This window comes from Rhodococcus sp. PAE-6, assembly GCF_025290685.1.
Taxonomy (GTDB): Bacteria; Actinomycetota; Actinomycetes; order Mycobacteriales; family Mycobacteriaceae; genus Rhodococcus; species Rhodococcus pyridinivorans.
In genome coordinates this window covers 293743-306451 of sequence record NZ_JAOCLZ010000001.1, presented here as the reverse complement: position 1 = coordinate 306451, position 12709 = coordinate 293743, and the positions used below count along the sequence as shown (strand labels likewise).

At 67.4% G+C, this 12709-nt stretch carries 11 protein-coding genes; 9 read left to right on the top strand and 2 right to left on the bottom strand.

All coding sequences use genetic code 11. From position 1 onward, the window contains the following. Positions 1–40: 40 nt before the first annotated feature. Together NVV99_RS01400 and NVV99_RS01395 are read left to right on the top strand one after the other, a co-directional pair. Entirely contained in the window at positions 41–499 is a 459-nt protein-coding gene (locus NVV99_RS01400; protein ID WP_024100903.1) for a hypothetical protein, read from the top strand. Continuing rightward, on the top strand, positions 496–900 hold the full coding sequence (locus NVV99_RS01395) for a DUF1304 domain-containing protein (protein ID WP_024100904.1): 405 nt from the start codon (positions 496–498) through the stop codon (positions 898–900). The genes NVV99_RS01400 and NVV99_RS01395 overlap by 4 nt, the downstream gene beginning before the upstream one ends. A gap of 237 nt (positions 901–1137) precedes the next feature. On the opposite strand, the gene NVV99_RS01390 is transcribed toward NVV99_RS01395, so the two are convergent. After that, entirely contained in the window at positions 1138–2109 is a 972-nt protein-coding gene (locus NVV99_RS01390; protein WP_024100905.1) for a pirin family protein, read from the bottom strand. Between the two features lie 140 nt (positions 2110–2249). Between NVV99_RS01390 and NVV99_RS01385 the strand changes: the two genes are divergently transcribed. The 7 genes from NVV99_RS01385 to NVV99_RS01355 all read left to right on the top strand — a co-directional run bounded on the left by NVV99_RS01385 (position 2250) and on the right by NVV99_RS01355 (position 11291). Further along, the gene (locus tag NVV99_RS01385) at positions 2250–3089 is read left to right on the top strand and encodes a MerR family DNA-binding transcriptional regulator (protein ID WP_024100906.1); all 840 of its coding nucleotides are present in this window, start codon (positions 2250–2252) and stop codon (positions 3087–3089) included. Beyond that, a complete protein-coding gene (locus NVV99_RS01380; RefSeq protein WP_041803342.1) occupies positions 3086–3922 on the top strand; it encodes a hypothetical protein in 837 nt (278 codons plus the stop codon). Before NVV99_RS01385 ends, NVV99_RS01380 begins: the two co-directional genes overlap by 4 nt. Before the next feature lie 183 nt (positions 3923–4105). Then, a complete protein-coding gene (locus NVV99_RS01375) occupies positions 4106–5419 on the top strand; it encodes a CdaR family transcriptional regulator (RefSeq protein WP_024100908.1) in 1314 nt (437 codons plus the stop codon). 130 nt (positions 5420–5549) lie between these two features. Then, positions 5550–7013, top strand: a complete 1464-nt coding sequence (locus tag NVV99_RS01370) for a class I adenylate-forming enzyme family protein (protein WP_024100909.1) — start codon at positions 5550–5552, stop codon at positions 7011–7013. Between the two features lie 72 nt (positions 7014–7085). Next, positions 7086–8903: a DUF3556 domain-containing protein gene (locus NVV99_RS01365; RefSeq protein WP_024100910.1), complete on the top strand. Its 1818-nt coding sequence runs from the start codon at positions 7086–7088 to the stop codon at positions 8901–8903. Next, positions 8900–10315, top strand: a complete 1416-nt coding sequence (locus tag NVV99_RS01360) for an NAD(P)/FAD-dependent oxidoreductase (RefSeq protein ID WP_024100911.1) — start codon at positions 8900–8902, stop codon at positions 10313–10315. The genes NVV99_RS01365 and NVV99_RS01360 overlap by 4 nt, the downstream gene beginning before the upstream one ends. Before the next feature lie 112 nt (positions 10316–10427). Then, positions 10428–11291 carry an oxygenase MpaB family protein gene (locus tag NVV99_RS01355; protein WP_024100912.1) on the top strand — a complete coding sequence of 288 codons (864 nt, stop codon included), beginning with the start codon at positions 10428–10430 and terminating at the stop codon, positions 11289–11291. Positions 11292–11298: 7 nt separating this feature from the next. Here NVV99_RS01355 and NVV99_RS01350 read toward each other — a convergent pair whose 3' ends face one another. Beyond that, a complete protein-coding gene (locus NVV99_RS01350) occupies positions 11299–12606 on the bottom strand; it encodes an alpha-hydroxy-acid oxidizing protein (protein ID WP_024100913.1) in 1308 nt (435 codons plus the stop codon). Positions 12607–12709 lie beyond the last annotated feature (103 nt).

The window sequence follows — 12709 nt, the reverse complement described above, 5'->3', positions numbered from 1 at the left end:
GGGATGGTTCAGCTGTTTCCGGGTCCATAGCGTCGCAGTTGTGTCCACGATTCATCTCGAACGGGCCGGTACGGGCAGGCGATTGTCGGTGCCGGATGCCGTCGTCACCGTGCTGTCGTCCGGTGAACACACCGGCGACGCTTACGAGGTCATGCTGGTCGAGGCGCCCTGCGGCACCCCACCGCCGCTGCACTCCGAGCCTTGGCCCAAGACCTATCATCTGTTGCGCGGCCGGATCCTCGTCCTCCTCGACGGCGAGGGTTGCGAACTCGCCGCCGGTGACACGCTCACCATCGCGGCGGGCACGGTGAACACCTTCTCGGTGCTCACCGACGACGCGGTCTTTCTCCTCGTCTGCTCCGGAACCGGGATGAGCGGTTTCTTCACCGACCTCGACGCGCTGGGGGAGCAGCACCTGCCCGAGGACGCGCTGATGAGCAGGTTCGGGCAGATCGCCACCCGCTACGGCATCCGATTCGCCGAGGAGGTCTCGCCTTGATCGTCGTTGCGCAACTCGCGGCCCTGGTCGCTGCTGCGGTGCACCTGCTGGTCTTCGTGTGGGAGACGATCCTGTTTCGCCGTCCGAGCATCCACCGGGACGTGTTCCGCATCCCGACCGAGGACGTCCAGCCGGTGCGGATGTGGGCGTTCAACGTCGGCTTCTACAACCTCTTCCTCGGATCCGGAGCGCTCGCCGGCGTGATCCTGTGGTGGACCGGCCACGAGACGCCGGGCCGCACCCTCGTCGTCTACACGTGCTCGTTCATGTTCCTGGCCGGCATTGCATTGTTCGTCTCGGACCGGATGGCGATGAGCCGTCCACGGGGAGCCGGGGTGGTGGGGTCGCTCTGCCAGAGCGTGCCGTCGCTGATCGCGCTCGTAGCGTTGGCGCTGGCGTAGAAGCGGCGCGGCCGACGATTTGGTGTTCTCGACCTCGCTCAGCGCGGTCGGGAACACCGGATTCGTGGCATGTGTGAGGATAGGGGCGTGAACCCTCGCTGTGGCGGCGGAGGCTGATCGGAGTGCGACCGTGCCCGTGCTCGTCGGCGATCGCTTCGTGGACCACAGTGGATAGACGATTCGGGTGGCTTCGACCCGCTTTCCGGGGCCTGAACCACCCGAATCGCAACTACCCGTCTATGCCTTCCCGTCTGAGGGGCGCACGGCGGGAATGGAACCGAATCGCCCGGCCTGGAAGTCCTCCATCGCCTCGATGATCTCGGCGCGGGTGTTCATGACGAACGGACCGGCCATGACAACGCGTTCACGAATCGGCTTGCCGCCGAGCACGAACACCTCGAGGGCGTCGGTGCGCGAATCCTGCGTCGCGGCAGCAGAGATCGTCAGGCTCTCACCCCTGCCGAAGACGGCCGTCTGTCCGGTGCGGATCGGACGGTGTTCCGGTCCGACCGCGCCATCGCCGGCGAGCACGTATGCCAGGGCGTTGAATTCGGGGTTCCACGGCAGGGTGACGCTCGCTCCCGGCGCCACGGTCGCGTGCAGCAGGGTGATCGGCGTGTGCGTCGAACCGGGGCCGCGGTGCCCGTCGAGCTCTCCGGCGATCACCCGGATGAGCGCGCCGCCGTCGGCCGAGGACAGCAGGACGACCTCGCCGCCGCCGATGTCCTGGTACCGCGGGGCGACGAACTTCTCGGCTTTGGGCAGATTCACCCACAGCTGCACGCCGTGGAACAGTCCGCCGCTGACCACCAGGTGTTCCGGTGGTGCTTCGATGTGCAGGATGCCGCTGCCCGCGGTCATCCACTGGGTGTCGCCGCCACCGATGGTGCCGCCGCCTCCGTGGGAGTCGCGGTGCTGCATGATGCCGTCGATCATGTAGGTGACGGTCTCGAAGCCGCGGTGCGGATGCCAGGGCGTGCCTTTCGGTTCGCCGGGTGCGTAGTTCACTTCGCCCATCTGATCCATGTGGATGAACGGGTCGAGGTACTTCGTTTCGATGCCCGCGAATGCACGGCGGACGGGGAAGCCTTCGCCTTCGAAGCCGCGCGGAGGGGTGGTCACCGACAGGACGGGACGCGAGAGCGCGTCGGGTACGGGCTCTTCGACGCGGGGAAGAGCGAGAACGTTGTCGACGGTTACGGCGGGCACGGTAACCCCTCTCGGTCATGTAGTTGATTTGTCAACTACCTTACTGCACTCAACCGCCGTCCTCCTCGAGTTGTTCCCACCCGACGTGTGGCGCATCCACGACTTGACCCTGACGTAGCGTCAGGGTCGATGCTGAAGCCATGAGGATCAGTGACTTGGCCCAGGCCGCAGGAACCACCGTTCGCGCCGTCCGGCACTATCACCGGCTCGGGCTCATGCCCGAACCCTCACGGACACCCAACGGATACCGGGACTACGAACTCGCCGACCTGGTGCGCCTACTGCGCATCCGCTGGCTCGCCCAGTCGGGTGTCCCGCTCGGTTCGGTGGCGACCGTCCTCGGTGGCCACTTCACCGATGGCGACGACCGCGATGCCGAATCCGATCTCACCGCAGACCTCGAATCGCTCCTCGAGGCGGCGGATGCCCAGATCCGGACCCTGCAGGTCAAGCGCGATGCACTCGCCGCGATTCTCGAGCGTCACCGCGCCGGCGATCGGCTCTCGCCCTTGCCCGCGCCGATCGTCGACGCGTTCGACGAGCTCATCGACGGCGAGGATGACCCGCACACCCGGACTCTGTTCGTCCGCGAACGCGACAGCTGGGAGATGCTCGCACTCACCGGGCAGGCATCGCCGGAGTATCTCGACGCCATGCGAACCCTGCTCGACGACCCCGAACAACGGCACGCGATGGTCGCCGTCTACCGACGCTTCGGTGCGCTCGCCGGACAGGATCCCACCGCGGCAGCCGACGAGATCACCGCCGTCATCGACGGCATGACCGCGCTGCTCGACGACATCCCGATCATGGCGGAGGTGCTCGGTTCGTGGGCGGCCGAGGCGGCAACTGCCCTCGAATCGAACACCGAGGTGCTCGCCGAGTTCCTTCCGGACCCGGCCCAGCAGGCCGTCGCGATCGGGTTCGTCCGGCGCGTCGCCGCACAGTCGGGACCGCAGCAGGACGGAGCGCGGGCATGACCGGGCGCACCGTCCGGCTCGTCCACCGGGCCGCCCTCGTCCTCACCGTGGTGGTGGCCTGTACGAACGCCGTCCTCGCTGCGCTGGGCGTCTTCACACCGGCGACAGCACTGAAGGTCTGGCTCGGATTCGAGTTACCTCTCGGGATCCTGGTGCTGATCGTCGGCGCACTGCGCGTCCGAGTTCTGCGCCGATCCGGAACACCGTGGGCGGGGGTGCTCGACGAGCTCGTCGGCCGCGTGCCCGCGACCCTGATGCGCGCGGAGCTGAGAAGCTACCGCGCCCTGTGGTTCCTGATACGAGGGCATCGGGTCGGCGCCGGACCTGAGGTGACGACGATCGGTTACACCCGCGGCACGATGAGCGTGCCGATCGCGTGGCTCGTGGCGTCGGTCATCGAGATCGCGGTGGTCCACATACTCGTGCCCTGGGAATGGCTGCGCTGGACGTTGCTGATCGTCTCGGTGTACTCGCTTCTTCCTCTCGTGGGGTGGCTCGCCGATCGTGTCGTCAATCCGCATCTTCTGACGCGGGACGGCCTGGTCCTGCGCTCCGGACACCAGGTCGTGGCCCGTATCGATGCCGACAACCTGCAGCAATGCATCCCGCGCCATCGCTTCCAGCCGACGGAGACGGGCGTGGACGGCGAGGTGCTGTTCCTGCCCGGTCCCGACGGCACCAATCTCGACCTCGTCCTCGCGGAACCCGTCGAGACCCTGTTGCCGGCCTTCTTCGAGCACCGCCGCCGTCCGGCGCTCGTGAGCCGGTTCGCGATCCACGTCGACGATCCCGCAGCGGCGCGCCGAGTACTCGACGCCGCGCTCCTCGCCTGACGCAACGAGGGGGAAATCGACGATTTCGTCCACCGGATCCGTTCCGCATGCGGTGACCTGCGTTCATCGTGTATGGCAATGCGGCATGTCAGGACGAAACCGCGGGCTGACGCTCGGGAAGGACCTCGCCGGTGGTGTGGTGATCGCACACTGTGCACGAGAGTTTTCTGGTAGACGAGTGCAATGAGCGATGACGCCCGACGCGGGACTCCGTCGAAGGACGCGCGTGCCGCCGAGGTGCAGGAACTCGTCGTGGTGGTCGGTGAGCGGCTGCAACGGCGGTCCGGCGAGCTCGTCGCGAGCATGGACGCGGCGATCGAGTCGGTCGTCGAGGATCTCGGCGAGTCCGAACTGACGGACATGCTGCGGGCGAGTGTGGAGGGCAATGTCGACACCATCCTGCACATGATCAGCAACGACATCCCGCTCGATCGCATCCAGCCGATCACCGCGGCCACGGAGTATGCGGTGCGGCTCGCGCGACACGGCGTTCCTGCGGCGGCGCTGCGGCGGGCGTACCACATCGGCTCCGACGACCTGTTCAACCAGGTGTTCGCGGAGATCCAGCAGCTCGATTGTGCACCCGACCTGAAACTCGAGTTGCTCCATCATTTCGCCGGGTGGATGCACAAGTACGTGGACTGGATGACGCGCGTCGTGCTCGACGCGCACGAAGAAGAGCAGCGGGTGCTGGTCCAGCAGTCCGAGAACGTGACGTCGGCGCTGGTGGAGCAGGTGTTGAGCGGCGGCGCGTTCGATACCGAGGACTTCGCGACGAAGACGGGTTACCGGCTCGACGGAACCCACCTCGGTGCGATCGTGTGGATCGGAGGCCCGGCCCAGGGCGCAGACCAGACACCCGCGCTCGCGGCAGCAGCGGAGACTCTCACCGTCGCGGCCGGTGGGGGAGGTGCGCCCCTGTTCGTGCCGGTGGATCGGCGCACGGCCTGGTTGTGGACGACAAGGGCCGGTGGCACGGTCGTCGACCTGCCGCGCCTTCGGACGGCTGTGCAGGCCGTCCCCGGGTTGCGCGTGGCATTCGGGAAGCCGGGCGCTGGGGTCGCGGGGTTCCGGCGGAGTCACGAGCAGGCCGAGGCGGTGCGGATCGTCGCGAGCACCGCGACCGTTCCCCACAGCCGAGCGGTGTACTACGGCGAGGACGGCATGTCCGCGACAGCGGTGCTGGCACGCGATCTCGCGACGACCAGGCGTTTCGTCGCCGATACGCTGGGTCGGCTCGCGATCGACAGCCCGGCCGCGGAGCGGTTGCGGGACACGACGCGGGTGTTCCTGCGAACCGGCGGAAGCTATGTGCAGACCTCCGAGGAACTCGTCCTCCACCGCAACACCGTGAAGTACCGGCTGCAGAAGGCGGAGGACGAACGGGGACGGCCGATCTCCGACAATCGACTGGATCTCGAGCTGGCTCTGCACGTCTGTCACGTGCTCGGACGACCCGTGCTGATGCCCAAGGAAAAGCGTTCGTCCGGCCGCTGACCCGATTTTTGTGCAGAATCGACAAGAGAAGCGTCGAAGTTGGTCTCGCGGGGACGTGTCCTGGATCATGCCGACCGCATAGTGTCGTGCATCACAACCGATACGTGCTCGTCCGACCGAGGAGCTGTAGATGCCCTTCTCCCGCTTTCCCTTTCTTCCCTGGAACGTCCCCGCCGAGGATCGCTCTCGTACGGCGGTCCGGGACGACAGGCTCGAACTCACCTACGCTCAGCTCGACGACCGAACCCGCGCTGTCGCAGCACAGTTCGCGCGGCACGGCGTCGGCGCGGGCGACATCGTCGCGATCATGCTGCCGAACCGGGTCGAACTGCTCGTCGCGATGCTCGCGGCGTGGCGTCTCGGTGCTGCTGCGACACCCGTCAATCCGGCGTTCACGGAATCGGAAGCGGCCTATCAGATCTCGGACTCCGGCGCTGTCCTGGTGGTCAACCACTCGGTCGGCGCACCGGACGGCGGCCGACCCAGCATCGCGGTGGACGATCTCGCCGACGAGGGCGACGGCCCCGATCCTGTGGCCCTGCGCGGCGACGAATTGAGCCTGGTCATCTACACGAGCGGTTCCACCGGCCGGCCGAAGGGTGTGATGCTCGATCACGACAACGCCGAGGCCATGTCGTCGACGATGGCGCAGCATTTCCGTCTCACCGCCGACGACCACTGCATGCTCGTCCTGCCGCTGTTCCACGTCAACGCGATCATGGTGAGTGCACTGGCGGTCTGGCGCTCGCACGGACAGCTCAGTGTCATCGGATCGTTCTCCGCGACCCGGTTCTTCGGCCACGTGGAAAAGCTCCGTCCCACATACTTTTCCGCTGTACCCGCAATCTACGCGATGCTCGCGGCGCTGCCCGACACCGTGCGTCCCGACACCTCGTCGCTGCGGTTCGTGGTGTGTGGCGCGGCGCCGGTGTCGAAGGAACTGCTGCAGCGGTGCCATGACCGCTTCGGGTTCGTCATGGTCGAGGGATACGGACTCACCGAGGCGACCTGCGCGTCCGCCTGCAATCCCGTCGACGGCGTGCGCAAACTCGGAACGGTCGGACCGGCACTGCCCGGACAGCGGATCGGGATCATGTCCCCGGACGGTCAACTGCTGGCACCCGGTGAGACAGGGGAGGTGGTCATCGCGGGACCGACCGTCATGCGCGGCTACCTCGATCGCCCCGACGCGACCGCCGAGACCGTCCGCGACGGCTGGTTGCACACCGGGGACATCGGCATCCTGGACGAGGACGGTTATCTGCGCATCGTCGACCGCGTCAAGGACATGATCATCCGCGGAGGCGAGAACATCTATCCCAAGGAGATCGAAACCGTCCTGACCTCGGTCGACGACGTCCTCGAAGCCGCGGTCGTCGGGCGTCCCGACCCGGTCCTCGGCGAGGTTCCCGTCGCCTACGTGGTGCTGTACCCGGATGCGACGACGACCACCGAGGACCTCCTCGAACACTGCCGACGGCACCTGATGCGCGCGAAGGTGCCCGAGCGGATCGACATCCTCGACGCGCTACCGAAGAACCCCGTCGGCAAGATCGACAAACCCTCGCTCAGGCGCACATTGCAACACGCCTGACCCCCTCCCTCGTCCTACCTCGACGCGAGCGCCCCTCGCGGTGATGAGCCCTGCCCACCTTCAGGAGTCACAATGGGATTCAAGACGGCAGACATGCCACCGGTCGACCCGGCCACCTACGACGACATGCCCTTCATGGAGCGCATGCGGGTGCTGGCGACCCACTGGGCCGAATACGGTTTCGGCAGCCCCAAACAGATGCACATGCTCTACGTGTACAAGCTGATCTTCTACGTTCTCGGCGGGGTGGCCGTCGTCGGACTCACCACTCCCGGACTGGGTTTCGCCGACCTCGCCGGCTGGTGGGGTGAGCCCATCGTCTACCAGAAGCTGATGGTGTGGACCATCCTGTTCGAGATCACCGGCTACGCGTCGTCCTCCGGACCGCTGGCGTTCAAGTTCAAGCCGTTCACCGGTGGCTGGCGCTACTGGACCCGCCGCGGCACCCTGCGGCTCCCACCCTGGCCGAAGGTGGTGCCGTTCACCCGCGGTGACCATCGCACCGTCGTCGACGTCGCGATCTACTTCGCACTCCTGGCCACCCTGCTGTTCCTGTTGCTCGGACCCGGCGTGACAACCGCTGCCCTCCCTGGAAGCGAAGTCGGGTTGCTTCCGCAGTGGGCGCTGCTGACCTACGTCGGCCTCATCGTCGTCAAGGGCCTGCGCGACCGCGTGGTCTTCCTGGCCGCGCGCTCGGAACAGTACGTCGCCGTCATGTTCTTCTTCGGCATCTTCAGCAACCACGTCGACATGATCCTGGCCGCCAAGATCGCGCTGGTCACCGTGTGGTTCGGTGCAGGTGTCTCCAAGTTCGGTCACCACTTCACCAACGTGATCCCGCCGATGCTCAGCAACACCCCCTGGATTACCTCGAAGCGGTTCAAGCGCTCGCTCTACCGCAACTTCCCGCAGGATCTGCGTCCGTCGAAGGTCAGCTGGTTCCTCGCCCATGTCTGCGGCACCGTCGTCGAACTCGTCGTCCCGCTGGTGCTGCTGTTCTCCACGAACACGACGATCACCTGGCTCGCCATCATCGGCATGGTCATGTTCCACATCTTCATCACCTCGACCTTCCCGCTGGCGGTCCCGCTCGAGTGGAACGTCTTCTACATGTTCGCCGCCGTCTGGCTCTTCGGCGGATTCCCCGTCGGCGCCGGCTACGGGGTGGGCGACGTGAGTTCCGTCTGGATCCTCGCGCCGATCCTCGTCGCCTTCCTGCTGTTCCCGATCCTCGGCAACCTGCGCCCCGACCTCGTCTCCTTCCTGCCGTCGATGCGGCAGTACGCCGGCAACTGGGCGTCGGCCCTGTGGGCCTTCCGCGGCGACGAGGCGGAGAACAAGCTCAACGAGAACCTCACCAAGTTCAACGACAATCAGATCGACCAGCTGAGTGGGGCGTTCGGCAAGGAGGTCGCCGAGATCTTCATGCAGAAGGCGGTCGCATGGCGCACCATGCACAGCCAGGGTCGCGGCCTGATGTCGCTGATGATGCGGCACCTCGACAAGCTCGAGAACTACCGCATCCGCGAAGGCGAGTTCACCTGCACCACCCTGGTGGGCTGGCAGTTCGGCGACGGTCACCTCCACAACGAGCAGACCATCAGCGCGGTGCAGGAGCGGTGCCGGTTCGAACCGGGAGAATGCGTCATCGTGTGGATCGAATCCCAGCCGATCCATCGGAAGACGCTGGAATACAAGGTGATCGACGCGGCACTCGGTGTCGTCGAGCGCGGTCACTATCACATCGAGGACGCGGTGTCGGCGCAGCCGTGGCTGCCCGACGGCCCGATCCCGCACACCGTCACCTGGCGGATGGCCGGCTACGAACCGGCCGGGACGGCCTACCTCCACCCGCAGGTCCGGCCCGATCGTGTCAAGGTTGGAGCATGACCGACGCGGTGATAGTCGGCAGCGGGCCCAACGGGCTCGCTGCCGCCGTCGTCCTCTCCTCCGAGGGCGTACGGGTACGAGTGCTCGAGGCAGCCGAGACGATCGGTGGCGGCACCCGCAGCAGCGAACTGACCCTGCCGGGCCTGCTCCACGACGAATGCAGCGGCTTCCACCCGCTGGCCGTGGACACACCCTTCAGCCGGCAGTACGACCTCGCGGAACACGGTCTGATCTGGTCGTGGCCCGAGGTGCAGTACGCCCACCCGCTCGATGGCGGACGTGGTGGCGCGGCCTACCGATCCGTGGACGACACCGCCACGGAACTCGGGACCGACGGGGCCAGGTGGCGCCGGATCTTCGGCGCGCTGACCGAACGATTCGGCGGCATCACCGAGGATTTCCTGCGCCCGATGCTGCACGTACCCGTCCATCCGGTGCTGCTCGCCGGATTCGGGATGTTCGCCGCGATGCCCGCCGACGTGCTCGCGCGCGCCTGGTCCACACCCGAGGCGCGCGCCCTGTTCGGTGGGGTGGCGGCCCACGCCCTGCGGCCCTTCGGCTCGCCGATGTCCTCGGCCATCGGCGTCGCGCTGGGGACGGCCGCGCACGCCTACGGGTGGCCGGTCGCGCAGGGCGGATCGCGCGCCATCGCCGCAGCGATGGCGTCACTGATCGAGAAGAACGGCGGCACCGTCGAAACCGGGGTGCGCGTGGAGTCCCTCGACGAACTCGGCAACCCCGATCTGGTGCTCCTTGACACCTCACCCGCCGACGCCGTACGGATCGTCGGCGACAGGCTGCCCCGCCGCACCGCCCGCGCCTACCATCGGTACAAGCACGGGCCCGGCGCGTTCAAGGTCGAGTACGCCGTCGAGGGCACCGTGCCCTGGCAGCACGAACCGTCCCGCCGCGCCGGCACCGTCCACGTCTGCGGTTCGTACGCCGAGACGGCGGCAGCCGAACGCCAGGTGAACCGGGGGGTCATGCCCGATCGGCCCTACGTCCTGGTCGGCCAGCAGTTCCTCGCCGATCCGTCGCGCTCCGCCGGGAATCTGAACCCGCTCTACACCTACGCGCACGTCCCGCACGGGTACACCGGCGACGCGACCGAGCTGATCACCGCCCAGATCGAACGGTTCGCCCCGGGCTTCCGCGACACGATCCGTGCCGTGCACGTGCGGACGACGACCGAGATGTCCGTCCACAACGCGAACTACGTGGGCGGCGACATCGTCACCGGAGCCAACAGCGCGGTGCAGCTCGTGCTCCGGCCCCGCCCGGCACTGGACCCGTACGCGACCGGCGTTCCGGGCGTGTACCTGTGCTCGGCGGCGACTCCGCCGGGTGCCGGGGCGCACGGCATGTGCGGGTATCACGCCGCCCGGTCGGCGTTGGCGTACCTGCAGACCTGAGGTGATTTTCCGGGGTGAATGTGCGGTGAAGGGCCTGCGTGGCGCGCGAAACTTCGCATACGGAAATAACATTCTCCCGATATGCACTTCCCCCGGTGCTGAAGGAGCCCCCGTGACCGCAACCACCCCCCACCCTGCCCGGAACGCGCCGCGTGAAGACGACGGTTACTTCGGCCCCGGCTCCGTCTCGTGGAAGGTGTACGCCGATCCGTCCTCTCGCGTCGCCGGCATGGCGGGTCTGCTGCTGCAGGCACTCAACCCCGGCATGATGCGACTGTTCGAGCACGCGTCGGCCGCGTACGTCGATCCGAAGGGGCGGGACGAGCGCACCGGCCGCTATCTCGACACTGTCATGTTCGGCGACAAGGCCCACGCCGACGCCGCCGCAGCCTCGGTGCGCCGCATGCACGCGCACGCCGTCTGGGACGACCCGCACACCGGCACCACGCTGCGTGCCGACGAGCCCGCATGGATCGACTGGACCCACAACGCCCTCGCGTTCGCGCTGCTGCGCGGTGCGGAAGCCTTCGGCCTCGACCTGACCCCGGCCGAGCAGGACAAGTTCGTCGTCGAACAGCACATCGCCGCAGAACTCGTCGGCGCGGACCCGGCCCGCCTGCCCGCTACCCGGGCCGACCTCGAGGCGTACGTCGACGAGCAGCGCCACTGGTTGTCGCTGTCGCTCGCGGCCGCCGAGGTGACGCACGCGCTCCGCAAGCCGAACCTGTGGGGCAATCCGGTGAAGGTGTTCACCTTCGTCGTCGTGCAGGACGGCATGCTGTCGCTGCTGCCGGAGTGGGCGCGCCTGATGTACGGAATCGAGGGGCGCCCGATGAACCTGCGCGCCGCGGCACGCACCACCAAGCGGCTCATCGGCATCGCTCGTAAGAACGAGTCGTACGACAAGATGGTCGCCGAGATCACCACGCGCATCGACGAGACTCCCTACCGCAAGGTGCGTGCGCGCAAGGCCTGACCCTCTCTCAGAAGGAGGGATTCGGCCGGACGAACCGTTCGTCGATGTCGGCGATCGATCGGGCGCCGGTCAATGCCATGGTGAGGTCGAACTCGGCGATCACGTTGCGGATCACCTCCTCGACACCCTGTCGACCTGCGATCGCCAATCCGTACATGTAGGGCCGGCCGAGCAGCACGGCGTCCGCGCCGAGCGCGAGCGCGACGAAGACGTCGGCACCGCTTCGGATCCCGCTGTCCAGCAGCACGGTCGGCTCCCGGCCGATCGCGGCACGGATGTCGAGCAGGGCATCGAGCGAGGCGATCGATCCGTCGACCTGGCGTCCACCGTGGTTCGACACGACGAGGGCATCGACGCCGAGGTCCACCGCGCGACGCGCATCATCGGGGTGCAGAATTCCCTTGAGCACGATGGGAAGTCGCGTCCGCTCCCGCAACGTGGCCAGAGGCTTCCAGCTCAGTCCCGGATTGGAGTAGATGTCGAGGAAGATCTCAGCGGCGGCGCGCGGCACGGGGGAGCGGAGGTTGTCGAGGAATCGGCCCGGATGGTTGCGGGTCATCGACAGCAGCGTGCGGATCGCGCCGAGCGTGACGTCGGGTCGCTCCCTCACCGTCTCGCGGGCGGCGTCGATCCGCTGCCGGACGATGTCGAGGAAGCGGGGATCCGAGGTGTACTGGGCGATGCCCTCACCGCGTGCGAACGGCAGCGACCCGAGATTCAGGTCCTGCGGACGCCATCCCAGCATCGTCGTGTCGAGGGTGACGACGACGGCCTCGGCGCCGACTGCTTCGGCGCGTCGCAGCAGGCTGTCGACGAGATCCTCGTCGGAACTCCAGTACAGCTGGAACCAGCGGGACGCGGAGCCCATCGCGCCAGCACAGTCCTCCATGGAATTGCAGCCCTGATTGGAGAAGATGTACGGCACGCCGGTCGCGGCGGCCGCCCGCGCGATCGCCAGGTCGCTGTCGGCAGCCATCAACGCTCCCGCCCCGATCGGGGCCAGCAACAGCGGCGAGGAGAGCGACGTGCCCGCCACGGTCGTACGCAGGTCGCGTTCGGTGACACCGTGGGCCATGCGCGGGACGATCGCCCATCGGTCGAACGCGCGCCGATTGTTGCGCATCGTGCGTCCCTCGCCGGCGCCGCCCGCGACATATGCCCAGGCCCGCTTCGAACTCGCACGCCGCGCGGCGCGTTCGAGGTCGCCGAAGGACGTCGGAACGGCCGGACTCCGGCCCAGCGCTCCGTTGCGGTACACGACCCCCTGGCGTTCCCGGCCGGGGCCGGCGGGTGCAGATGCGGCAGTTTCGGTCACGAGTGAGTTCCCCTCTCGAGCGGTGGCGCTTGTCGATCCTTCCTCACGAACCCGGTCGAGTGAACCGGTTACCGGTGTCGAGTTCGGAATCGATGCGGTGGAT

What these genes read in the sequence shown, in the direction of transcription:
- NVV99_RS01385 (WP_024100906.1), top strand. Translation starts at nt 2,250, where the DNA reads ATGAGGATCAGTGACTTGGCCCAGGCCGCAGGAACCACCGTTCGCGCC.
- NVV99_RS01380 (WP_041803342.1), top strand. Translation starts at nt 3,086, where the DNA reads ATGACCGGGCGCACCGTCCGGCTCGTCCACCGGGCCGCCCTCGTCCTC.
- NVV99_RS01375 (WP_024100908.1), top strand. Translation starts at nt 4,106, where the DNA reads ATGAGCGATGACGCCCGACGCGGGACTCCGTCGAAGGACGCGCGTGCC.
- NVV99_RS01370 (WP_024100909.1), top strand. Translation starts at nt 5,550, where the DNA reads ATGCCCTTCTCCCGCTTTCCCTTTCTTCCCTGGAACGTCCCCGCCGAG.
- NVV99_RS01365 (WP_024100910.1), top strand. Translation starts at nt 7,086, where the DNA reads ATGGGATTCAAGACGGCAGACATGCCACCGGTCGACCCGGCCACCTAC.
- NVV99_RS01360 (WP_024100911.1), top strand. Translation starts at nt 8,900, where the DNA reads ATGACCGACGCGGTGATAGTCGGCAGCGGGCCCAACGGGCTCGCTGCC.